Source organism: candidate division WOR-3 bacterium (assembly GCA_039801905.1).
Lineage (GTDB): Bacteria > Hydrothermota > Tepidihabitantia > Tepidihabitantales > JBDRVQ01 > JBDRVQ01.
In genome coordinates this window covers 45,970-67,032 of record JBDRVQ010000004.1, presented here as the reverse complement: position 1 = coordinate 67,032, position 21,063 = coordinate 45,970, and the positions used below count along the sequence as shown (strand labels likewise).

The following is a 21,063-nucleotide window of genomic DNA, read 5'->3' as shown; positions in this document are numbered from 1 at the left end:
AGATGAGAAAGTATCGAGAGAGGATGAGAAATGAATAGAATAATCCCTTTATTTCTCCTTTTTACTATCTTATATCCCCAAAAAAAGGAGGAGAAGGTGAAACTACCAGAAGTCAGATATAAAAGTGAAATAAGTGTTGAGGAGGCACTCTTAAATAGACGCTCGGTCCGAAGTTATAAAAAAGAGAAACTGAAACTATCAGAGGTGAGCCAGATCCTCTGGTCGGCCCAAGGGATAACCGCCAAATGGGGTGGCAGAACTTGCCCTTCGGCTGGTGCCACCTATCCCTTAGAGATTTATCTTGTCGCCGGGGAAGTGGAAGGGCTTCCTCCCGGTGTCTATCAATACCTACCCGAAGAGCATTCCTTAAAACTTATTCTCAATAAAGATGTGAGAAAGGAATTGACCGGTGCTGCCTGGGGCCAGGATTATATCCTTTCCGCTCCCATAGATATAATAATCGCCGCTGATTATAAAAGGACAACTTCCCGGTATGGGGAAAGGGGGATTAGGTATGTCCATAATGAAGTTGGTCATTGCGGTCAGAATATCCACCTCCAATGCGAAGCCTTGGGTCTGGGTACAGTCGTGATTGGCGCCTTCTCTGATGAAAGGGTGAAGAAAATCTTAAACATCAAAGAAGAACCCCAATACATAATGCCTGTGGGCAGGAAGAAATAGTGGAAGTAATCACCACCAATTTAGGCGAAGTTAAACTCTTCAAAAGGGGAAAGGTGCGGGATATCTATGACCTTGAAGATAAACTCTTGATCATCGCCACCGACCGCATCTCCGCCTTTGACTATGTCCTACCAACCCCCATCCCATTAAAGGGCAAAGTCTTAACCGGACTTTCTATCTTCTGGTTCAATTTCTTAAAAGATATTATCCCTTCCCATTTCCTAACCGGAGATATTGAACTCTTCCCCCCTTCCTTAAAGCCCTATTACGAAATCTTAAGAGGAAGAAGCATCCTGGCGAAGAAGGCAAAGCCATTACCAGTGGAATGTGTGGTCCGGGGTTATCTTGCCGGTTCTGCCTGGCAGGAGTATCAAGAGAAAGGTGAAATCTCCGGAATAAAATTACCAAAAGGGTTAAAGGAAGCCGAGAAACTACCCGAACCCATCTTCACCCCAGCCACCAAAGCAGAAGAAGGGCACGATATTAATATCACCTTCTCGGAAATGGCAAAGATTGTTGGCGAAGGAAATGCCGCCTATCTTAAAGAGACAAGTCTCCGTCTTTACAAAAAGGCGACACGTTACGCCGAAGAGAAAGGGATTATCATTGCCGATACCAAATTTGAATTCGGCGAAGATAACGGAAAGATTATTCTTATTGACGAAGTCTTCACCCCGGATTCTTCCCGTTTCTGGGATAAAGAGACCTACCAAATTGGTTCTTCTCCGCCGAGTTTTGATAAGCAATTCGTTCGGGACTATCTAATTAAAATCGGTTGGGATAAAAAACCACCGGCCCCGGAATTGCCCGCAGAGATTGTAGAAAAGACCAAGGAGAAATATCTTACCGCCTATGAGCGTTTAGTTGGCAAACCGCTTAGGGAAGGCGATTGAAATAAATAAACTTATCTTTCGGCAGCCTTTCCGGTCTCTCTTTCTCTATCTCCTTCTGCTTATCGGTTAGAAGTTCCCCAATTTCATCGGAGTGCTTACCCACAATCACCAATGTGATAACCTTCATCTCTTTGGGTATATTTAACACTTCCTTCACCTTCTCCTCGTCATAGCCGGCGATGGGGTGGGCAACAAGTCCCGATTCCGTCGCTTGCAAAATTAAAAAAGCGGTTGCCATTCCGGTATCAAAAAGGTAATACTCCCGACCCTTTATCTCACAATCCAATTGCTTCTCACTGAAAACCGCAATGACCAAAGAAGCCTTTGTCGCCCACTCGTTGCCCTTAGAAAGGGTCTTAAAAATTTCTTGCAAAACCGCCTTTTCGGTGACAAAGACAAATCGCCAGGGCTGATTATTGAAACAGGAAGGGGCTAACCGGACAGCCTCAATGAGTTCCTCAATCATTTCTTCCCTAATCACTACTGGGTCCAGAGACCGATAAGCCCGCCGGGTTTTTATTGCCTCCCTCACTTCCATCTTATCCCCCTTTTTTGACAAAATCTAATATCTCCGCTACCGACGGTACTTCGGGAATGGGATAAACCTTAAAGAAGATTACCTTACCCTTTTCGTCAATAAGGATATTCGCTCTCTCAGAAAAACCATCTGCCTGGCGAAAAATTCGGTAACGTTTGGCAACCGCCCCGTGGGGCCAAAAGTCAGAAAGGAGCCGGAGTTTCTTTATCCCCAAAACCTTCGCCCAAGCCTTTTTGGAAGGGAGCGGGTCAACATTTATCCCCACCGGCACGATATTGAGCGATAAGAATTTATCATAATTTTTTTCCAAGGACTTCATCTGGTCCGCACAGACCTTCGTCCAAGCCAGAGGATGGAAAGAAAGAAGAATTTTTTTCCCTTTAAGGTCTTTCAAAGAGAAATCATCTCCCTTATGGTCTTTAAGGGTAAAAATCGGTGCCTTTCGGCCAAGAAGGGTGCTCATCTCTTTTATCTCCTAAAACTTCTTAAACTTCTCCTTCGGCACATTACAGACCGGACACCTCTCGGGTGGCGGACCGATATGGGTATAACCGCAGACCGGACAGATATAAATCTCATCAATACTGAGATCTTGACCTTTCTCCACTTTCTCTTTCGCTTCCTTATAGAGTTGGGCGTGAATCTTTTCGGCGGCTAAGGCATATTGAATTCCTAAATTCGCCTCTTTCTCTCCTTGCAAAATGGCGACCGCCTGGAATGCCGGATACATCTCCTCAATCTCATAAGTCTCACCCCTAATTCCACTCTCAATGTTCTCAACCGTTTTGCCAATCAAACCTAAGTTTTTGCCATGATTTTGGGCATGAACCAATTCCGCATAGGCAATCGCCCGAAAGAGGCGCGCGATATTCGGAAATCCTTCTTTTTCCGCAACCTCCCCAAAGATGAGATATTTCATATGAGCCATTGACTCCCCAGCAAAGGCTTCTTGCAATGCCTTTTCGGTCATCTTTTTCATATTCCCTCCCATTACTCTAACTTAATTTCCAAGGAGTTCACCCATAAACCGTGGATATTGCAGTAGGAGTGGGCATAAAGGATTCCTGGTTTTTCGGTCTTAAAGGAGAAGTTGACGACCGGACTCGTATAGACCGAACTGGTATTCGGTCCCTGCACTGATGCCCCGTGAGACAAGAATTCAAACCGACCCAGATGATAAGGAAACTTCTCGCCTTCGGGAAGAAAATAGATATCAAGCCAACTGATATGGTGCTCGGTCGTATTGGGATGGGGAATCTCCTTACCGACGCTCACTGTCACCTTTATCTCTTCACCCTTTCTTATCTTCTCCGGTATCTCAATCACCGGCGTATGCTTTTCTTTCTTCCAGTCCGCGGACTGGAATAGTTCGGCAAAGTTTTTCATATCTCCTCCAAAGTTAATATAAGAAAAACAGAATTTTTTTCAAGGGTTTTTAATAACGCTCCTTTAAGACCTTCCCAATTGAATAATACCTCCCGCCCCAATACAAAAGATTTTCTTCTTTATTGTAATCTTGATGCCGATGGCAAGCCAAGACCTCACCAATAAACCAGGTATGGTCACCAGTTGCCAACTCAAACTTCACCCGACACTCCAAATTGACCGGACATTCCTTAATCAATGGACAATTTACCTTTTCCCCTTTCTCCTTGGTCAGTTTCGCCTCCTGGAACTTATCAATCTCCCGACCGCTCTTTTCGCCACAGAAATTGACCACTTCCACCATATCTCTATTCGGGATATTGACCACAAACTCTTTTGAATTCTTGATTAAAGAATAAGAATAGCGGCTGGGTGCCACACCAATGCCAATCAGAGGGGGATTAAAAGAGAAGATGTGAACCATCCCGATACTGATGATATTATCCTTGCCTTCATAAGAAGATGAGACCAAAACCGCGGGAAAGGCAACAAAGATTCTTGTTATCTCTTTCAAATCAGTTATTATTCTTTTCTCCATAGGCAAATAATAAAAAGGGGCGGAGAAAACTCCGCCCCTCTCCTATTTTCCCTTTTAGCGCAAGAAGAGAAGTTTCTCGCTCCTTTCCCCTTGCTCCGTCTTCGCCTTGATAATATAGATTCCGGAATTGACCATCTTCCCTCTTTCGTCTCTACCATTCCACAAGATAGAACTCTTAGGGTTAGTAAAGGATTTTATCATTTTGCCCGTAGCATCATAGATTTCTAACGATTTCGTCCCTGAAGTGGGATAGAATCTCACCTGACCGATTGCCGGATTAGAAGAGATTCTTAGACCGGTTGCCTTATTGAGATTCTTATCCGCGATGTCAGAGAAGATTACCGCATCCATATAAAGACCATGCGGGAATAGGAAGAAGCCACCACGGCAGAAGACAACCGCACCAATACCTGCTGCCGTTGGATTCCAGATAATCTTTGGACCCAGGTAACCGGCTTCATTCCATAAACTATCATTGACCCGAAGGTGACTTGTCCAGACATAAGGGGTATCTTTATTGGTATAGGTCCAGTAGACATTTACCGAATCATCCCAACCAGAATCCGCTGCCATATAGGTAGCACAGACCCAACGATAATTAAGAGACTTATAGTGTTTTATATCCGGAGCGAATTCGTCATGTGTGGACCGTACACTAAGTCCATATCGTCTGCGCCAGGTATCCGCCCAAGCATGACTCCGAACCGCATACCAAACATCGTAATCCCCGGTATTGCGCCAGTTATACTCATACAAAACCCAGGTTGTGGCTTGACTATCCGGAGTAGTTAGGACCGAAGCAACCCTTGGCCGATAATGGTTAAAGGTATCAAAAGAGACATTATAGAAATTACGCCAAGAGAGGGGGTCTCCGTAGGACCGATTGTCTTGAAAGTAAACCCCATTTCGGTCGGGGGTGGTCCAGGTTAAAAGTAAATAGGAAGTAGCACCAAAGGAAATATGAGCATCAATTACATTCCCACCCAATTGTGAATCCCAGGTTCTACCGTAGGTAAAGGAGCGATGGAGTCTTGCGTTAATGCCACCGCGGTTTTCGTTTTGCCATTCACAATATAACCCATAGTTGGACCGGTAATCCCGACAAACAGAAAACTCATCAATCGTATCAGCACCAGTAGCAACCGCATAATGAGTCCATTGGGAAAAATCAAATGTCCAGCGGTAGAGATAGATCTCACCATTATTTCTACTATGCTTCATAAAGACATAGATGAAATTGGAATCGCCCCGGGCAACAATCAAACCCACATTCCAATAGATACTTCTTGGGGTGTGTCCCATCCAGCCTATATAAGTCCAATGCCTTCCATTATCCGTTGAGCGATAGATCCGAACCACAGAGTCTAACATCGGCGCAACCGCGGCATAGAGATAACCAGTTGTCATATCGTAGTCAACATCATAACTGGCGATATAAGAAGTATCAATCGCCACATCGGTTCCCCAATCCAAAATGGAGGGGACTTCTTGATTAACAAATTCCACCTGCGGTTCAATTTCACAAGGGACCTCTCGTGCTGGGATATAGCCTTCCAGAGAATTGGAGAAGCCGACCGGTTCTTTAATCTCCGGAATGACGATTTCGGAAACCTCTTTATTCTCGGAGGTTATCCCCCTTCCTGGTTCTCGGTATGGGGGGAGGACTAAATTTTGGGCAAAAATAAGCCCACTCAGGCTTAAAAATAGAATAAAGTATTTAACCATAACCTCTTCTCCTTTTCGCCCCTTAATCTATTTCTGGGGGCGACTATAATATTATAATAAGAATTAAAAAAAAGTCAAGTAATTATTCCCAGAGTTTCCTAATTGGATAAGATATTGACATAAATTTAAGGAGGAGGTCATTATGAGAAATATCTTTTTACTCATTTTCACTCTCTCTGGGTGACTCATTGAACGTTCGTTTAATTGGCTCTTATAATACACCGGGCTTGGCTTATGGTGTTTATGTTTCCTCTCCCTATGCCTATGTTGCTGATGGTTATGCTGGTCTAAGGGTGATTGATATTTCAAATCCTACCAATCCGCAGGAAGTCGGTTCTTATGATACACCGGACTATGCTTCTGGTGTTTATATTTTAAGTCCTTATACCTATGTTGCTGATAGAGATGCTGGTTTAAGGGTGATAGACGTTTCCGAGCCAAAAAATCCACAAGAGGTCGGCTATTATGATACACCGGGCTGGGCTCATGGTGTTTATGTTTCAAGTTCTCATACCTATGTTGCTGATGAAGATTTTGGTTTAGGAATTTATCAATTTTATGGCACAGGTATAAATGAAGAGAAGGAGATAACAAAAGGGATAAGAAATATCCCTGGAGAAGGCAAAAGTCTATGACGCAACCGGCAGACTCATAAAAGAAAACGAACTGAAAAAAGGTATCTACTTTATAGAGACCGAAAAAGGAGTAAAAAAAATTAGTAATTTTGAAATAGAATATAGAGTAGGAAAGTTGGGAAAATTTATAAAAGGGTCCGTTTTTCTTTTTAGTATTTATCACCTTCTTTATCGCGATTACCCCGAGCCGCTCCCAGTTCTTATTCCGGATCCCATGCCGCGGTCGCCAAGTTTGCTTTTCTAAGTGGGTGAAGAAAATAATAGAGAAATCTTCTTCTTTTTTAATAAGTCTTATATTAATAAGTCTTAAGAAGCGGCCAAAAGTTATTCCTGCCCTTGACTATCAAGACGGAGATTAATTTTTCGGATGTATCGCCCAAGATACATACCTGTCTCTTCTCCGATACAAGGTTGTATCAGGAAAGATACTGGTTTTCTTTGGTTATCCCCCCGACCACCCTCCCGATGACCTTGAGGAAGGGTTAAAAAGGGAAAATTCCGGATAGAAAATATCCCCAAAGAAAGGTCGCCACTAAGCCCGAAAAAAGGGAATAGAGAAACGAAAAGAGAAAGGCGGGAAAAAGCGAGGGGAAACATCTCAGAAATTCCTTCCCCACCCCTTTCGCCTTCACCTACCAATTTCTCTCCTAATAAAAATACTTAAAAATTTTTAGGTTTAAATATTGAATATAAGCACTATTGACAAGATAAAATTTATCATTATATTTAGTAATTATAGGCAGGCTTTTTGAGATTTTGTTGTTTATACAAAATAAATGGAATGAAGGAGGTCATTATGAGAAATATCCTTTTATTCATTTTCACCCTCTCTTTTGGTGGCTCATTGAACGTTCGTTCAATTGGCTCTTATGATACACCAGGCTTGGCTTATGGTGTTTATCTTTTTTCTTCCTATGCCTATGTTGCCGATGGAGCGTTAAGGGTGATAGATGTCTCCGACCCAAGAAATCCCCATGAAGTCGGCTCTTATGAAACACCAGGCGAGGCTTATAAGGTTTATGTTTCTTTCCCTTATGCCTATGTAGCTGATAGAGATTCTGGTTTAAGGGTGATAGATGTTTCAAACCCAACTAATCCGCAGGAGGTCGGCTACTATGATACACCAGGTGAGGCTTCTGATGTTTATGTTTCCTCTTCCTATGCCTATGTTGCTGATGGTTATGCTGGTCTAAGGGTGATTGATATTTCAAATCCTACTAATCCGCAGGAAGTCGGTTATTATGATACACCAGGCGGGGCTTGTGGTGTTTATGTTTGTTCTTCTCATGCCTATGTTGCCGACTTTGGGGGTGGTTTGAGGGTGATAGACATTTCCAATCCAACTAATCCCCGGGAGGTGGGCTCTCATAATACACCGGACTATGCTTGGGATGTTTACATTTCTTTTCCTCATGCCTATGTTGCTGCTGGAAGGTCTGGTTTAAGGGTGATAGACATTTCCGACCCCACTAATCCCCGCGAGGTGGACTCTTATGATACACCAGGCGAGGCTCATGAGGTTTATGTTTCTTCTCCCTCTGCCTATGTTGCCGATTATAGTGCTGGTTTAAGGGTGATTGATGTTTCAAACCCCCGAAATCTCCATGAGGTTGGTTATTATGAGACACCAGGCTATGCTTGCGGCGTTTATGTTTCTTCTTATGCCTATGTTGCTGAGAGTGGGAGTGGTTTAGGAATCTACCAGTTTTATGGCCCGGGTATAGAAGATAATCAGAAGAGAGAAACCGGAAAGGTTGATTTAAGAATCGTCGCAAACCCGATAAAGGATAAAACACTTCTTATAAAGAATCCACAAAAGGCAAAGAAGATTTCCCTCTATAACTCATTGGGCAAGAAGGTGAAGGATTTGAGATTAAAGGAAGGTGATAACTCTATTCCGGTAAAAGAATTACCCAGCGGGATTTATTACTTACAAGGAGAAAAGGCTATCATTCCGTAGGCAGATTTTATCTGCCGAGTTTCCTATTGGGAGAAGAGATTCCTTGACAAACCCTAATCTCTCGCTTAATTTTTTATTTGGAGGAAACTGGAAAAACTTATAAATAGGAAAAGGCTCTTTTAGTCCCTCTCACCTCCCGAGGAATATGACAGATACGCCTTTTTGGTTTGCGGTGATTTGAACCGGGCTTATAAAAAGGCCTTGGAATGTTTAGAAATGGGAGAAACTTATCCTGCTGGATGGATGAGGCAAAACATTAGGAATTTCGCCAAGGAAAGAAATATAGACTATCCTTATGACCTTGACCGTTGGTTTGACTTCTGTGATGTAGTCGGTCTTTTACGAGCATACCTTTCCCTCCTTATGAAGAAAGCAGAAGTAAAGGAAAATAAAAATATTCTTCCTATTGACAGGGATGGGAATCCAGATAAATCCAAAATTTCCAAAAAGCCATTCTCCTATTTTCACCCTCGGGGTGGTGTCTTTACCATCAATCCGCAGTACCGGCGAGAATCTTTTATGCTCCGTTCTGCTCTCACAATGTCTCTCTTTGATATCTCAGAAAAGGCAAAGTTTATCTATTGCGAAGAGGAGAAGAGAAGAAGAGAAAATGCAGAAATCGCTCTGCGGAGGGTGAGGGAAGAAAGTGAATTAATCCAAAATTTTGAAAATTTAAGAGCTCTTACGGAAAATTTAATCCGCGAACGAATTAATCGCTTCCACAATTGGAGCGAAACAGAGGTAGAGGAAATTATGGAAAAGGTATTCCAGAAAATAGGAAAGGCCCTCCCTTCTTATGAGCCCGAAAAGGCAAAAAACCCATTTTCTTGGCTTATGACCATCGTTGACCACGCCATAATAGACTATTGCCGAACCCATAAAATCAAAATAGAATCCCTCTCTAAACTTGTATGGACTGAAGAGGGGGTAAAAGAGCCCTATGAACCTCCTGATTTTAATTCACCGACACCGATTGAGGCCTATCGCCAGAAACGGGCTCACGAAATCCTAATTGAAGCGATGTCTCGGATGAGCATTAAAGAGAGGGAGATGCTTTTACTCATCACCCTATTTCCTGACCTATCTTACAAAGAGATAATTAAAATCACCGGCCATCCTACTGAAGCAGCAGCAAAAGAATGTAAGTATCGGATGGCGAAGAAGATGCGGGAAATACTGGCAGAAATGGGTTATGGATGGGAAATGTTCGGTGAAGTTTTTAGACCCGATTAAAGAGCAGCCGCTAAGAAGAGAAAGTAAAGTTACTTTTTCCCTGTTTTTTCGTATCTTTATAGACAGAGAAAAGATATGCTTAATGTGTTAAGGAGGATATATGGCTAATTATGATTACGCAAAAGTAGTAGAGTGTGCTGATTATTGCTTAGAGGAATTAGTAAAAGCCTGGAAAGATGATAAATCTCTCTCTTCCTTCCGTCCCAGCGAACTGGTGGAAAAATGGGCGCGTGAAAATGGGATTGCAAAAGAAGATATAAAATCCTTCGTCAAAGAGGTGAGGGAGACAGTGGAAGGGGAACTCTTAACCTACGGTTTAACTGAAGATTTGCTGGAAAGAAGGAAAGCGGCAAGGGAGCGAAGCCGACGAATGCTATACAGCGGAGTCTATACCCTTTTTGAATCTCGGCAGAAATCACCCAAAATTGAGGAGTATGAGGAGGATTAAGTTAGAGAGATAAAAAGATAAAAATTTCCTAATTAAATACTTTAATTATTTTTAATTTTCCGAAAAATCCTTTCTTAAAAAGAAGGTATCAATTCTTATTTCCCCTGCGGAAAATCTATCGCCAAAGAGAAGGACTGAGTTTTATAAATAAAAAGCGATGGTTGACAAGTTTAACTTTCTCATTATACTAAATGACAGGAGGTAATATGAGGCGAACCTTAACCATAATATCTATTCTCCTAATCCTGGGGGCTAATTGTAAAAAGAGAAACAACCCACCCCATACCCCAAGAGTCCCAGCCGGACCTCTAACCGGCCGGATAGACAGTTTATATATTTTCAAGACAATGACTACCGACCCTAATAATGATAGCCTCTCTTATCGGTTTGATTGGGGTGATGGCGATACCTCAGATTGGAGTCCCTGGGTCGCAAGTGGCGATTCGGTTTCAATGAGCCACTCTTGGACACAGATCGGCACTTATTATGTGAAAGCACAAGCGAAAGATATAAACGGGCTCACCTCAGATTGGTCGGATGGTCGGCGAATCACGATTTGGGGTGGCTGGACTAAGACCTTTGGTGGTCCGGAATGGGATGGAAGTTATTCAATCCAAAAGACCGCGGATGGTGGATATATCATCACCGGCTCAACCTATTCCTTTGGCGCTGGTTGGTATGATGTCTATCTAATCAAAACCGATGCCCGAGGTAATCTCCAATGGCAAAAGACCTTTGGTGGTCAACAAGGAGATGAAGGTTATTCGGTCCAACAGACATCAGATGGGGGATACATCATCACCGGGTTAACCTATTCCCTTGGTGCCGGAGGAAGTGATGTCTATCTAATCAAGACCGACGCCCAAGGCAATCTCCAATGGCAAAAGACCTTCGGTGGCTCGGATGATGATTACGGCTATTCGGTACAAAAGACCGCAGATGGTGGATATATCATCACCGGCTTAACCTATTCCTTTGGTATCGGGGAGAGTGACGTCTATCTAATCAAAACCGATGCCCAAGGCAATCTCCAATGGCAAAAGACCTTCGGCAGTTTCTTTGAAGATGGTGGTCATTCGGTTCAGCAAACTTCGGATGGTGGCTATATCATCGCGGGCTATACTGAACTCTTCGGTCCTGAGGAAAGGGATGTCTATCTAATAAAAACCGATGCCTTGGGTAATGAGCAATGGATTGGAATCTTTGGTGACTCATTATTTAATGATATTGGCTATTCCATCCAGCAAACCTCAGACAGTGGATATATCATCGCTGGCTATACCCGTTCCTATGGTGCGGGGAGAAATGATATCTATTTAATCAAAACCGATGCCCAAGGCATTCTCCAATGGCAAAAGACCTTTGGTGGCTCGGATGAGGATTATGGCTATTCGGTAGAAAAGACCTCAGACGGTGGATACATCATTGCGGGCGCAACCTATTCCTTGGGTGCCGGGGGAAGTGATGTCTATTTAATCAAGACCGATGCTACTGGTAATCCCCAGTGGGAAAAGACATTTGGGGGCTCACTCTACGACTACGGTTTTTCACTGCAACAGACCGCAGATGGTGGATACATCATCACCGGCATAACTTACTCCTTCGGCGCCGGGGAAGCGGATGTCTATCTAATCAAAACCGATGCCAGTGGCAATTCGCTGAATAGTTTTCCCATCTCTTATCCTAACAGCAAAAAGATAATTAAGAAACCATAACCACCCAAAAATCTTCTATTTATCTTGACAGAGCCCAGTTAGGGATTATAATTAAGTAAAATAATGAAAAAGAAAAATTATTCTTCTTCTGGAAAGAGAAAAAAATCTCTAATCCGAGATCTCAGTTCTCCCATTTATTTCCAAACCCCAGAAGTGACCATTTACCACGATGATTTTCTGAAAACTACTTACCTGAAAGAAGAAACGATTGACTTGATTATCACCTCTCCCCCCTATAATGTTGACATCAGTTATAACTTCTATGACGACAAAATCTCTTATGAGGACTATCTCCAATGGACCGAGAAATGGCTCAAAAGATGCTACGAGGTGTTAAAGGATGATGGGCGATTTTGTTTAAATATCCCCTTAGATAAAAATAAGGGGGGACAGCAATCGGTCTATGCCGATATTACCACCTTGGCAAAAAGAATTGGTTTTAAGTATCATTCCACCATCATCTGGAACGAAGGGAATATTTCCCGCCGTACCGCTTGGGGTTCTTGGCTTTCACCAAGTGCCCCCTATGTCATCGCCCCCGTAGAGGTGATTGTCATTCTTTATAAAGAGAAATGGAAGAAGAAAAATCACGGTAAGACCGATATCACGAAAGAGGAGTTTTTATCTTGGACCAATGGCGTCTGGAATTTTTCCGGTGAGAGCAAAAAACGAGTTGGCCATCCCGCCCCTTTCCCTTTGGAATTGCCAAAAAGGTGTATCAAACTATTCAGTTTTATTGGTGACACCGTCCTTGACCCATTTTTAGGCAGTGGCACAACCCTCATCGCCTGTGTCTTAACGAAGAGAAAAGGAATTGGGGTAGAGATTGACGAAAATTATTGTAAAATTGCCAAACAGAGACTGATCAAGGAAGCGAAAATAAATCAACTGATATTAGAAACGGTCAAAGTTTTATGAAACCTTATAAAACCGTAGAAGAGAGGCAAAGTTTTGTCACAAAAAGTGGCAAGGAGTTGGAGAATTGGGTGGCTAACTATCTTAATAGAGAATTAGAAAAAGATGGCGTAAAGGTCTTATGGGGGAAAGAGATTGAAAATAACCCCCAAAGATATCCAGAACTCTATAAATATCTCTCAATCCCTACCAAGGAATCAAAGGAGGAGAGGATATGGGGAGATATTGATTTAGTCGCCGTTGACGCTAGTGATAATTATCCGATAGTAGTGATAAGTTGTAAGACAAGTTTTCACGGAAGACTTACCGAAACACTTTTCCATAGTTTGCTCTTCCGGATTCTCACCCGAATAAAATTTGTTCTTGTCACTTCGGATGCGGGTCGGGGACAGAAGGAAAAGTGGCAATCAGAATTGGGTAGTGAAGAGAAACCAACAAAGGAGAGAGAACTATCTTCCACCTTCTTGGATTCCCTTTATACCACAAATGAGAAGACGAAATTAGGGGGAATAGTAAAATTTATCACCGATTTACCTAAGGATATCCTCTACTGGAAAAAAGGATTATTAAAGACCAGGTCTAAGAGGTATTTTCTAACTTAAAGGAATTAGGGGGCAATTTAGATGGATACCAAAAATTTTTTGAAAAATTTAGGGATTAACCCCGACAAGCCAATCCTTTTAATCACTGCCGCCGAGGCACTTAATAATCTCTTAGAGTTAATTGAAGAATACGCCCTTAATCTCAAAATTGAGAAGATGAAAAAAGAAGAACTCTTAACTCTATTAAATACCTATGCGGATTCTCTTATTATCTATCACCCCGAAGACCATCACCAGGAAAGGGCAACCCTCTTGAAGAATTTTGAGATATTAAAACGCTACGGCTTAACCGAAGAAGACTACCAAAGAATTGATTTCACTTAAAGATGCCGGATGATTTATTAGAAAGGGCGAAAGAAGGGGACGAATCCGCTATCGCTAAAATCTATGAGCACTACCGCTCGCTAATCTATGCCTATGCCTTCAAGGTCTTCAAAAATCAAGACGATGCCGAAGAGGTTGTCGCCCGCACCTTTGAAAAGTTCCTCTCCCTCCTCCCCACACTAAGAAGTGGCACTCTGGCCGGTTGGCTCTTTATTGTCGCCAGGAATGAAATCACGGAAATCCACCGGGAAAGGACAAAGGGAGAAAGTTTAGAGGCAATAGAAAAATCTCCCAAAGAAGCATTCTCCTTAGCCAGGGATAATCCCAACCCCGAAGATTCACTCGGGCAGAAAAGGGATTGGGAAGAATTGATTAAGGCACTCTCAAAATTACCCAAGAATTACGGGACCGTCTTAATTTTATATTATTTAGAAGGTTACGAGATAAAAGAGATTGCCCAGAAGTTAGGGAAAAGAGAAGAGAATGTGAAAAAGATTTTATTCCGAGCAAAAAAGGAATTCCGAAATGCCTTAAAAAATTCCCCCTGGTTAAGAAAGAGGTATAACTTTATTGGAGGGAAAGATGAAAAGTGATTGGCTATCTTCACTGGTTGGGGAGTTTGATAGGTTTTATAAGAAAGAGAAAAAGAGATTAACGGACCAGGTTTTGGTAGAAAAGTTCCTTGCCCGATATCCAAAATTGACCAAAAAGGAAAAGGAAAGATTGAAAGAAGAGATTAAATTCTCTCTCTTCTTATGGCAAACTTTTTCCTCGCCCCCAATGCCCGAAGATACTAAAAAGAGGGTCTGGCAGAGGATAGAAAAGAAATTGGCGGAGTTAAAGCAAAAGAAGGTGGAGGAGAAAGTCGTCCTCCCTCTAACCCGCAGAGCAGATTTCTTAATCCTCCTCCTCTTTGCCCTGGGAAAGAAGATAATGGGTATTACCCGATTGATGAAATACCTCTTCTTATTGGCAAAGGAGAAACAACTCTCCCATTATTTCAAGGAATTCTATTCCTTTACCCCCCACCGGCTCGGTCCTTTTGATAAAAGGTTATACGAAGACCTAAACCTCCTCCAGGAAGAGGGTTTCATAGAAAAGGTGGCGAAAAAGACCCGCCTCTCTCTAATGGAAAAAGAGATTACCGACTTCTTTGAACCGGATAAAACCCTCACTGAATACCGATTAACCGAAAAAGGGATAAAATTTGCTAAGGGGTTAATAAAAGGTGTGGATAAAGAGATTATTAAGGGGATTGAAGAAATTAAATTAAAATATGGTAAATATCCCCTCTTAACTCTATTAGAATATATCTACCATAATTACCCGGAATATCAAAATAAGTCAAAGGTCTGGCAGAAAATTAAAAAGCTTAAAGAAACCCCTAATTTTTAGGTCCTTCATTTTCAAAAACTTATAAAATAAGGAAAAATTTAGTGTCCTTTTTTTAGGGTCATTTCCGTATTTATTATAGAGGGGTAAAAACCTCAAGGCTCTTTGAAAATTGGTAAGTGTTTCCCACTCGGTCCGGAAAAGGACAAATCCTGGGTGGGAAAGGGGGTGAAAGGTATGGCAGTTAGAAATGCTTTAAGGCGAAAGGAGAAATACGAGGTGAAAGTAGACCCGGATGTCGTAAGACAGCGCTTCAGCGGCCAGAAGGAGAAGATGGTGGAGCAAGTGGCGGATATCTTCCCGAATCTTGTTGCCTTAGAAGAAGCGGCGAAGACGGTCTTAGACGCCGAAGGGGTACCGATTACCCTCTATCCGATGTATCTCTCTTATGCCCGGGAAATCTGGCGATTGGTCAATAACTTTGGTGGCGATGTCCTCTATAACGAGGTCCGGATTGCGGAAAATAAGTGGATTGCCCGTGCCCTCTCTGCTGCGGTCTTAGAAAGAATCCGGGTTGACATCTTCGGCCTCACTCTCCCACCGGTGCCGTAATGAGGGGAATGGAAGGGGGAAGAAGTTCCCCCTTCCACAAGTTTATTAAAATGGAGGAATTTATGAAAGAAACGATCTTAAAAGAAGGGAAGGAGTTAGAAATCTCCTTCACTAAAATTGACTCTTTATTTTGCCGGTGCTGCCAGGAGATTCCGGCGGCATACTTAAAAAACCTTATTGCCTTGAAAAGGATTTTGCTCCGTTTAGCCCGCTCCTCACCTTTTCCTTTAATCATCCTCTCCGGTTATCGCTGTGAGAATTATAACAAAAAGGTTGGGGGCGAAAAAAATTCCCCCCATCTCAAAGGGTTAGCGGTTGATTTACTGGTCAAAAGTCCCGAAGAAAGATTCTTCTTAATTAAACAACTTCTCCTCATCGGGATCTCTCGCATCGTCTTATATCCCGACTTGCCCCCAGTTCTCCATTTTGAACTTCCCCAGCATTCACTAAAACCATTCTTTGCCCTTCGCCTAAAAGGGGGAAAAGATGTCTAAGGGTTGGACCAAGTTTCCCAACCATCTCATTGACCAATTAGCAGATTTTAAGGAGACGGAACTTAAGGTCCTAATCTTTCTCCTCCGGTCTCTAAACCAGAATCGGTGTTATCTCCCCCAGAGGAGAATCAGTGCCGTGATTAAAAAAGGGAGGATTGCCGTCAATCGGGCAATTCAATCGCTAAAAAAGAAAGGGATTATCCAAGACGAACATTATCCAGGAAGAATCTCTTTATACCGAATAACCCCTACCCCTTCTCCGGAAAAGGATAAGATGCCCATCACTGTCCCGGAAGCCCTGGCGGTAAGAGAAAAAAATCCCTATTCTTATAAAAGAGGGGAAGCGGTAAGAGATTTTGCCCTCTGCCCCTATTGCCAGTTCTCGGCACCCATTATCAACTTCACCTATGTTGCCCATTCCCGAAATGGGAAGAGAGAGTTTCTCCTCTGCCAGAATTGCCAAAAAATCTTTTGGATTTTCACCGAGAGGTGAAGCGACCTTTATCAAAAAGGGGTATGGTGCTTATTTCCTATAAAGTTCCCTGCCTTCCGCGTCCTTTAACCGACCGGTAGCGATTAAGATGATATCAATAATCCACCAAATCCAAGCGGCAAAACCTAAGGTGACAAGGGAGATGAAGAGTTTTAGGATACCGAGTCCGATATAACCCAAATAGAAGCGGTCAACACCCAAATAGCCCAAAAAGATGGATAGGAGTAAGGCGGTGAGCCAATCCTTCTGTCCCTCAGGGATTGCCTTTGCCTTTGTCAATCGCACCCCGCATTTAATACAGACTTCGGCTTTCGGATCAACTTCCGCGCCGCAGTTCTGGCAGTATCTATTACCGGCTAAGGGTTTACTCCCGCATTGGACACAGATCTCCGCGGTTTCTGCTACTTCCTTACCACAAGATCGGCAATACATATTCCCTCCTGTCTTTTTAATTATAAAGGGAAAAAGGGAAAAGTCAATCGGAATTGACAAAAACGATTTTTCGGGTATCCTTAAAAAGAAAATGGCAGAGAAGGAAGAGAGTTTAAAAAGTTCCTTGTCTTTTATATTTATTCTTTCTTTCCTTTTCTTTTTTCTACCCGGGATAATCTTCCGGATTCCCTTTATTCTACTAATCATCCTCTATTTCTCCTTTCTCTTCTTCAGTTATCTTTTTGGGATCTTTGAATCAGTGCTACCCCCCTTCTATGGGACAAACCCTAAGACCCAAATTATCTTCCTTCTGCTAATCTTCCTTTCTTTCTTTTTAGGCAAAGGGTTAAATTTAGGGAGTGTCCCATTTCTCTCCTGGCTTATCTTATGGCTTTCGCTAAATATTTTGGAACCGGTCTTAAATTTAATCCTTCGGCCGCAAAGAAAAATTCCCATTCTTTTAGTAACAAATCACCAAAGTAATCCCTACCCCAAAATTCTGGATTGGTGTCGGTTAGAACCAGTAAAAGTAATCACAAAAGAAGAGATGAAGAATTATCTACCGACCATTGCTGACCGATTAGGCCGGATTAAAGAGTTCCGTGCCTTAATCCTGGAGGAGGTGGATACGGAAATTAAGAACCTGATGAAAAATTATTTAGCCGATTTTTTCCTCTTAAAATCCTGTCGTCTCTTCTCTTATTTTGCCGGCTGTCCCTTAAAAAGGGTAGAGGACTTCCCCTTTTTCACTCTGACGATGCGCCTCAAAAGGGTGATTGATTTTCTTTTGAGCCTCTGCATCATCACCCTCCTTGCCCCCTTTCTTCTCTTCATTATCCTTTGCATCAAACTTGATTCCCCGGGACCGATTTTCTATCGCCATAAAAGGATTGGTCGGAAAGGGAGGAGTTTTTATCTCCTTAAATTCCGGACGATGGTGAAGGATGCGGATAAGAGATTAGCCGCCATCTTAGCGTCTAACCCAAAACTGCGGGAAGAATTCGCCCGGACCTATAAATTAAAAAATGACCCTCGGGTCACAACCTTGGGTAAATTTCTCCGCTCTTTAAGTATTGATGAACTTCCCCAACTCTTTAATGTCTTAAAGGGAGAGATGAGTCTCGTCGGACCGAGGCCGATTGTGGAAGATGAAATTAAATATTACGAGAATGCCTCCCGCCTGCCTTTTAAGTTTTTCCCCGGGGTGACTGGTCTTTGGCAGGTCTCAGGTCGCACCGATACCTCTTATGCCCAGAGGGTCGCCTTAGACGAAAAGTACTGCCACAACTGGCACCTCCTTATGGATATCAAAATCATCCTGAAAACGATCCCCGCCGTGCTTTCCCAGCGGGGGGCTTATTGAGGTATGAAAAATCAAATCCGTTTCGGGAAGAAGTTTATCATCGTTTACTTCATCTTTGGTTCCTTCCTTTTAGCCATCTTCTGGTTTCTCTTCTCCTCCTTCCTCTTGCGCAAACTGGCTGAGGAAACTGAGGTGCGTTCCCGCATCTATGCGGAATATATGTCCCGGGTCACCGAAACCGAAGAGACCAGTTCCCCAGCCTTAGACATTATCTTTGAAGAGGTGATTAAAAAGATTGACTTCCCCATCATCATCACCGATGAGAAAGGGGAGATTGTTGGCTATCGGAATTTAGGGAAGAACTTAAACCCGGAGAAATTAAAAAAGATAAAAGAAAGGTTGCGGCGGGAGAAGAAACCCATCCTCCTCACCTTTACCGATGAGAATGGTAACCAACAGGTATTGGGGGAAATCTATTACGGTGTCTCCCAAACCGCCCGTTTCGTCTCCGTCTTCCCCTACCTCCAAATTGGTTTCCTCATCTTTTTCCTTTTAATTGGTGCCTGGTCAATTCTGGTTTACAAAAGGGGGGAAGAGGAAAAGGTCTGGGCATTTCTGGCTAAAGAGTCCGCCCATCAATTAGCGACCCCCATCTCTTCCTTTGCCGGCTGGTTGGAAACGCTTCGCTCCATTCAAGAATTGAACCCACCCGCCAAAGAGAAAATCTTAAGAGAGATGGCGGAAGATGTCTTAAAGATGGAAAAGGTCTTAGAGCGCTTCTCCCGGATTGGTCAACCACCAAAGTTATCTCCCACTTCCATCAAGGGAGTGATTGAATCCGCCTTCTTTTTCTTACAGAAACGCGCCCCCCAGAATATCAAAATGACCCTTGAAATAAAAGAAGACGCCACCCTTCCCTTAGACGAAATCCTCCTCTCCTGGAGTTTAGAAAATATCTTAAAGAATAGTATTGATGCCATCGGTCAGGAAGTGGGCACAATCATCCTTACGGGCCAAAAGGCAGATAACCTCTCCTATTATCAAATTCTGGTCACGGATACCGGGGAAGGCATCCCGAGGGAGAAGATAAAAGATATCTTTAAGCCGGGTGTGACCACAAAAAGACACGGCTGGGGGATTGGGCTCGCCTTAGCAAAGAGAATTATTGAAGAGTATCACAAAGGGAAATTATCACTGATAGAAAGCAAAAAAGGGAAAACAACCTTCTCAATCCTTTTGCCCCTTCCGAAATGAGAATTCTTTGGATTGATGACGAGATTGAAACCTTAAGACCCTATATCTATCTTTTAAGAGAAAAGGGTTATGCGGTTGATACCGCCGCCAATGGTCCGGATGGGTTAAGGTTAGCAAAAGAGAATAGTTACGACCTAATTTTAGTTGACCAGATGATGCCGGGGATGGATGGGATAAGAGTTGTTTCTGAGATTAAAAACTTTGACCCTTCCATCTTCGTCGTGATGGTGACAAAGCGGAGCGAAGAGGAACTGATGGAAGAGGCTTATGCCAAACTGGTTGACGATTTTATTGTCAAGCCCTTCTCCCCGACCCAAATTGTTTCCTTACTGAAAAGGCTCTTGGAGAAGAAAGAGATTTTTAGCGAAAGGCTGCAAAGGGATTATCTCCAATTCCTGAGAGAAGAGAGGGAACCAAAAGATTTTACCGGATGGCTTGACTATTATCTCAATCTCATCCAGTGGCGATTCCTCTTGGAAAGATTTGGGGAAGAAGGCTTGAAGGAGACCATAAATGACCTCATCCGGAAAGCGGATGAAAGTTTTGGTGAATTCATCTCAGAAACCTATCCCCTCTGGCTGGAAGGAAAGGAAGACCCACCGGTTATCTCCCATCAGGTCTTCCACCATTTCCTCTTACCCAACTTAAAAGATAAACCCCTTTATTTCTTCATCTTTGATTCTATGCGCCTTGACCAATGGCAACTCTTAGTTCCTCTCTTGCGGGAAGACTTTAACCTCCGCCAGTTTTACTACCTCTCCCTTTTACCCTCCGCTACCCCCTATTCCCGTAACGCCTTACTCTCGGGCCTTTTACCCTTAACCATCTACGAGAAGTATCCTCACTATTGGGTATTTGATGATACCGGTCAGAACCGCTACGAAAAGGAACTCCTCCAAAAACTATTAGAAAGGGAAAGGGTTGGGGGCAATTGGTGTTACCTCAAAGCCTTAAAGAGTAGTGATTTGGAAGAAAACCGGGGGATGCTTCTGCGGAAGGATTTAAGGTTTGCTTGTATCATTATCAACTTCCTTGACTTTCTCATCCACTCCGCCCATTCCGGTAAAATCTTGGATGAAATCTTAGAGAACGAATTTAGCCTCCTCCAATTAACAAGGACCTGGTTTTTATCCTCCCCATTTTATCAATTCCTAAAAGAACTCTCAAGGCGCGACTGCCGAGTGGTCATCACCTCGGACCACGGCTTCATCAAAGTGAAAAGGCCAACGGTCATTTACGGCGGGATGGAAATCTCTCCTAACCTCCGCTACAAATACGGTTCGGCATTGAGAATTGAGAGTCGGAATGCCTTCCTCTTTCCCCCGGAGAAATTAAAACTACCCAAGGAGGCACCGGATGTGAAAATTGCCATTGCCAAATCCGACTTTTACTTCATCTACCCCACCAAACCGACCGAATACGAAAAGACCTATAAGGCAACCTACCAGCACGGCGGCATCTCCTTAGAAGAGATGCTCTTACCCTTAGCCATTTTGGAAGGGAAATAGTTC

The 21,063-nt window shown here is 43.0% G+C and carries 26 protein-coding genes; 18 read left to right on the top strand and 8 right to left on the bottom strand.

All coding sequences use genetic code 11. The features are described 5' to 3' along the window. Window positions 1-30 precede the first annotated feature (30 nt). Both ABIL00_01645 and ABIL00_01640 read left to right on the top strand, forming a co-directional pair. Window positions 31-681 (top strand): SagB/ThcOx family dehydrogenase, encoded by a 651-nt coding sequence (locus ABIL00_01645; GenBank protein ID MEO0109472.1) that lies wholly within the window; start codon window positions 31-33, stop codon window positions 679-681. Then, window positions 681-1,574, top strand: coding sequence for a phosphoribosylaminoimidazolesuccinocarboxamide synthase (locus ABIL00_01640; GenBank protein MEO0109471.1), 894 nt, complete (start codon window positions 681-683; stop codon window positions 1,572-1,574). The genes ABIL00_01645 and ABIL00_01640 overlap by 1 nt, the downstream gene beginning before the upstream one ends. On the opposite strand, the gene ABIL00_01635 is transcribed toward ABIL00_01640, so the two are convergent. From ABIL00_01635 to ABIL00_01610, 6 genes are read right to left on the bottom strand one after another with little or no spacing between them, the layout of a single operon-like run. Next, the gene (locus ABIL00_01635; protein ID MEO0109470.1) at window positions 1,558-2,112 is read right to left on the bottom strand and encodes a nitroreductase family protein; all 555 of its coding nucleotides are present in this window, start codon (window positions 2,110-2,112) and stop codon (window positions 1,558-1,560) included. The genes ABIL00_01640 and ABIL00_01635 overlap by 17 nt on opposite strands. Before the next feature lies 1 nt (window position 2,113). Further along, the gene (locus ABIL00_01630; GenBank protein MEO0109469.1) at window positions 2,114-2,575 is read right to left on the bottom strand and encodes a redoxin domain-containing protein; all 462 of its coding nucleotides are present in this window, start codon (window positions 2,573-2,575) and stop codon (window positions 2,114-2,116) included. 12 nt (window positions 2,576-2,587) lie between these two features. Continuing rightward, a complete protein-coding gene (locus tag ABIL00_01625; GenBank protein ID MEO0109468.1) occupies window positions 2,588-3,091 on the bottom strand; it encodes a rubrerythrin family protein in 504 nt (167 codons plus the stop codon). Between the two features lie 11 nt (window positions 3,092-3,102). Continuing rightward, complete coding sequence (locus ABIL00_01620) at window positions 3,103-3,498, bottom strand: class II SORL domain-containing protein (GenBank protein MEO0109467.1); 396 nt, start codon at window positions 3,496-3,498, stop codon at window positions 3,103-3,105. 49 nt (window positions 3,499-3,547) lie between these two features. Further along, the gene (locus tag ABIL00_01615; GenBank protein ID MEO0109466.1) at window positions 3,548-4,075 is read right to left on the bottom strand and encodes a flavin reductase family protein; all 528 of its coding nucleotides are present in this window, start codon (window positions 4,073-4,075) and stop codon (window positions 3,548-3,550) included. 54 nt (window positions 4,076-4,129) lie between these two features. Then, window positions 4,130-5,800: a T9SS type A sorting domain-containing protein gene (locus tag ABIL00_01610; GenBank protein ID MEO0109465.1), complete on the bottom strand. Its 1,671-nt coding sequence runs from the start codon at window positions 5,798-5,800 to the stop codon at window positions 4,130-4,132. 188 nt (window positions 5,801-5,988) lie between these two features. Here ABIL00_01610 and ABIL00_01605 point away from each other — a divergent pair, with 188 nt between their 5' ends. Continuing rightward, window positions 5,989-6,435 (top strand): hypothetical protein, encoded by a 447-nt coding sequence (locus ABIL00_01605; protein MEO0109464.1) that lies wholly within the window; start codon window positions 5,989-5,991, stop codon window positions 6,433-6,435. A 324-nt stretch (window positions 6,436-6,759) separates the two neighbouring features. On the opposite strand, the gene ABIL00_01600 is transcribed toward ABIL00_01605, so the two are convergent. Then, a complete protein-coding gene (locus ABIL00_01600) occupies window positions 6,760-7,074 on the bottom strand; it encodes a hypothetical protein (GenBank protein ID MEO0109463.1) in 315 nt (104 codons plus the stop codon). 142 nt (window positions 7,075-7,216) lie between these two features. Between ABIL00_01600 and ABIL00_01595 the strand changes: the two genes are divergently transcribed. The 12 genes from ABIL00_01595 (at window position 7,217) to ABIL00_01540 (ending at window position 16,563) form a co-directional block, all read left to right on the top strand. Next, on the top strand, window positions 7,217-8,395 hold the full coding sequence (locus ABIL00_01595; protein MEO0109462.1) for a T9SS type A sorting domain-containing protein: 1,179 nt from the start codon (window positions 7,217-7,219) through the stop codon (window positions 8,393-8,395). A 243-nt stretch (window positions 8,396-8,638) separates the two neighbouring features. Beyond that, a complete protein-coding gene (locus tag ABIL00_01590) occupies window positions 8,639-9,628 on the top strand; it encodes a sigma-70 family RNA polymerase sigma factor (protein ID MEO0109461.1) in 990 nt (329 codons plus the stop codon). 100 nt (window positions 9,629-9,728) lie between these two features. Next, window positions 9,729-10,076 (top strand): hypothetical protein, encoded by a 348-nt coding sequence (locus ABIL00_01585; protein ID MEO0109460.1) that lies wholly within the window; start codon window positions 9,729-9,731, stop codon window positions 10,074-10,076. Between the two features lie 206 nt (window positions 10,077-10,282). Beyond that, window positions 10,283-11,791, top strand: a complete 1,509-nt coding sequence (locus ABIL00_01580; protein MEO0109459.1) for a hypothetical protein — start codon at window positions 10,283-10,285, stop codon at window positions 11,789-11,791. Window positions 11,792-11,854: 63 nt separating this feature from the next. Further along, window positions 11,855-12,709, top strand: coding sequence for a site-specific DNA-methyltransferase (locus ABIL00_01575; GenBank protein ID MEO0109458.1), 855 nt, complete (start codon window positions 11,855-11,857; stop codon window positions 12,707-12,709). Continuing rightward, complete coding sequence (locus tag ABIL00_01570) at window positions 12,706-13,308, top strand: BsaWI family type II restriction enzyme (protein ID MEO0109457.1); 603 nt, start codon at window positions 12,706-12,708, stop codon at window positions 13,306-13,308. The genes ABIL00_01575 and ABIL00_01570 overlap by 4 nt, the downstream gene beginning before the upstream one ends. 21 nt (window positions 13,309-13,329) lie before the next feature. Continuing rightward, complete coding sequence (locus ABIL00_01565; protein ID MEO0109456.1) at window positions 13,330-13,632, top strand: hypothetical protein; 303 nt, start codon at window positions 13,330-13,332, stop codon at window positions 13,630-13,632. A 2-nt stretch (window positions 13,633-13,634) separates the two neighbouring features. Continuing rightward, window positions 13,635-14,225, top strand: coding sequence for an RNA polymerase sigma factor (locus ABIL00_01560; GenBank protein MEO0109455.1), 591 nt, complete (start codon window positions 13,635-13,637; stop codon window positions 14,223-14,225). Beyond that, window positions 14,215-15,027, top strand: a complete 813-nt coding sequence (locus ABIL00_01555) for a hypothetical protein (protein MEO0109454.1) — start codon at window positions 14,215-14,217, stop codon at window positions 15,025-15,027. The genes ABIL00_01560 and ABIL00_01555 overlap by 11 nt, the downstream gene beginning before the upstream one ends. Before the next feature lie 174 nt (window positions 15,028-15,201). Further along, on the top strand, window positions 15,202-15,576 hold the full coding sequence (locus tag ABIL00_01550) for a hypothetical protein (GenBank protein ID MEO0109453.1): 375 nt from the start codon (window positions 15,202-15,204) through the stop codon (window positions 15,574-15,576). 62 nt (window positions 15,577-15,638) lie between these two features. Next, the gene (locus ABIL00_01545) at window positions 15,639-16,070 is read left to right on the top strand and encodes a D-Ala-D-Ala carboxypeptidase family metallohydrolase (protein ID MEO0109452.1); all 432 of its coding nucleotides are present in this window, start codon (window positions 15,639-15,641) and stop codon (window positions 16,068-16,070) included. Next, window positions 16,063-16,563 carry a helix-turn-helix domain-containing protein gene (locus ABIL00_01540; GenBank protein MEO0109451.1) on the top strand — a complete coding sequence of 167 codons (501 nt, stop codon included), beginning with the start codon at window positions 16,063-16,065 and terminating at the stop codon, window positions 16,561-16,563. Before ABIL00_01545 ends, ABIL00_01540 begins: the two co-directional genes overlap by 8 nt. 30 nt (window positions 16,564-16,593) lie before the next feature. Here the strand turns inward: ABIL00_01540 and ABIL00_01535 are convergent, their stop codons facing one another. Further along, on the bottom strand, window positions 16,594-16,995 hold the full coding sequence (locus ABIL00_01535) for a TM2 domain-containing protein (GenBank protein ID MEO0109450.1): 402 nt from the start codon (window positions 16,993-16,995) through the stop codon (window positions 16,594-16,596). Between the two features lie 91 nt (window positions 16,996-17,086). On the opposite strand from ABIL00_01535, the gene ABIL00_01530 reads away from it, so the two are divergent. Genes ABIL00_01530 through ABIL00_01520 form a run of 3 tightly spaced genes read left to right on the top strand, consistent with a single transcriptional unit; the run spans window position 17,087 to window position 21,060 of the window. Then, entirely contained in the window at window positions 17,087-18,358 is a 1,272-nt protein-coding gene (locus tag ABIL00_01530) for a sugar transferase (protein ID MEO0109449.1), read from the top strand. Between the two features lie 3 nt (window positions 18,359-18,361). Beyond that, a complete protein-coding gene (locus tag ABIL00_01525) occupies window positions 18,362-19,552 on the top strand; it encodes a HAMP domain-containing sensor histidine kinase (protein ID MEO0109448.1) in 1,191 nt (396 codons plus the stop codon). Next, window positions 19,549-21,060, top strand: coding sequence for a bifunctional response regulator/alkaline phosphatase family protein (locus tag ABIL00_01520; GenBank protein MEO0109447.1), 1,512 nt, complete (start codon window positions 19,549-19,551; stop codon window positions 21,058-21,060). Before ABIL00_01525 ends, ABIL00_01520 begins: the two co-directional genes overlap by 4 nt. Window positions 21,061-21,063: the final 3 nt, after the last annotated feature.

Coding starts and splice junctions, on each gene's coding strand:
- ABIL00_01645 (MEO0109472.1), top strand. CDS start 31: ATGAATAGAATAATCCCTTTATTTCTCCTTTTTACTATCTTATATCCC.
- ABIL00_01635 (MEO0109470.1), bottom strand. CDS start 2,112: ATGGAAGTGAGGGAGGCAATAAAAACCCGGCGGGCTTATCGGTCTCTG.
- ABIL00_01630 (MEO0109469.1), bottom strand. CDS start 2,575: ATGAGCACCCTTCTTGGCCGAAAGGCACCGATTTTTACCCTTAAAGAC.
- ABIL00_01625 (MEO0109468.1), bottom strand. CDS start 3,091: ATGAAAAAGATGACCGAAAAGGCATTGCAAGAAGCCTTTGCTGGGGAG.
- ABIL00_01620 (MEO0109467.1), bottom strand. CDS start 3,498: ATGAAAAACTTTGCCGAACTATTCCAGTCCGCGGACTGGAAGAAAGAA.
- ABIL00_01615 (MEO0109466.1), bottom strand. CDS start 4,075: ATGGAGAAAAGAATAATAACTGATTTGAAAGAGATAACAAGAATCTTT.
- ABIL00_01610 (MEO0109465.1), bottom strand. CDS start 5,800: ATGGTTAAATACTTTATTCTATTTTTAAGCCTGAGTGGGCTTATTTTT.
- ABIL00_01595 (MEO0109462.1), top strand. CDS start 7,217: ATGAAGGAGGTCATTATGAGAAATATCCTTTTATTCATTTTCACCCTC.
- ABIL00_01590 (MEO0109461.1), top strand. CDS start 8,639: ATGAGGCAAAACATTAGGAATTTCGCCAAGGAAAGAAATATAGACTAT.
- ABIL00_01585 (MEO0109460.1), top strand. CDS start 9,729: ATGGCTAATTATGATTACGCAAAAGTAGTAGAGTGTGCTGATTATTGC.
- ABIL00_01580 (MEO0109459.1), top strand. CDS start 10,283: ATGAGGCGAACCTTAACCATAATATCTATTCTCCTAATCCTGGGGGCT.
- ABIL00_01575 (MEO0109458.1), top strand. CDS start 11,855: ATGAAAAAGAAAAATTATTCTTCTTCTGGAAAGAGAAAAAAATCTCTA.
- ABIL00_01570 (MEO0109457.1), top strand. CDS start 12,706: ATGAAACCTTATAAAACCGTAGAAGAGAGGCAAAGTTTTGTCACAAAA.
- ABIL00_01565 (MEO0109456.1), top strand. CDS start 13,330: ATGGATACCAAAAATTTTTTGAAAAATTTAGGGATTAACCCCGACAAG.
- ABIL00_01560 (MEO0109455.1), top strand. CDS start 13,635: ATGCCGGATGATTTATTAGAAAGGGCGAAAGAAGGGGACGAATCCGCT.
- ABIL00_01555 (MEO0109454.1), top strand. CDS start 14,215: ATGAAAAGTGATTGGCTATCTTCACTGGTTGGGGAGTTTGATAGGTTT.
- ABIL00_01550 (MEO0109453.1), top strand. CDS start 15,202: ATGGCAGTTAGAAATGCTTTAAGGCGAAAGGAGAAATACGAGGTGAAA.
- ABIL00_01545 (MEO0109452.1), top strand. CDS start 15,639: ATGAAAGAAACGATCTTAAAAGAAGGGAAGGAGTTAGAAATCTCCTTC.
- ABIL00_01540 (MEO0109451.1), top strand. CDS start 16,063: ATGTCTAAGGGTTGGACCAAGTTTCCCAACCATCTCATTGACCAATTA.
- ABIL00_01535 (MEO0109450.1), bottom strand. CDS start 16,995: ATGTATTGCCGATCTTGTGGTAAGGAAGTAGCAGAAACCGCGGAGATC.
- ABIL00_01530 (MEO0109449.1), top strand. CDS start 17,087: ATGGCAGAGAAGGAAGAGAGTTTAAAAAGTTCCTTGTCTTTTATATTT.
- ABIL00_01525 (MEO0109448.1), top strand. CDS start 18,362: ATGAAAAATCAAATCCGTTTCGGGAAGAAGTTTATCATCGTTTACTTC.
- ABIL00_01520 (MEO0109447.1), top strand. CDS start 19,549: ATGAGAATTCTTTGGATTGATGACGAGATTGAAACCTTAAGACCCTAT.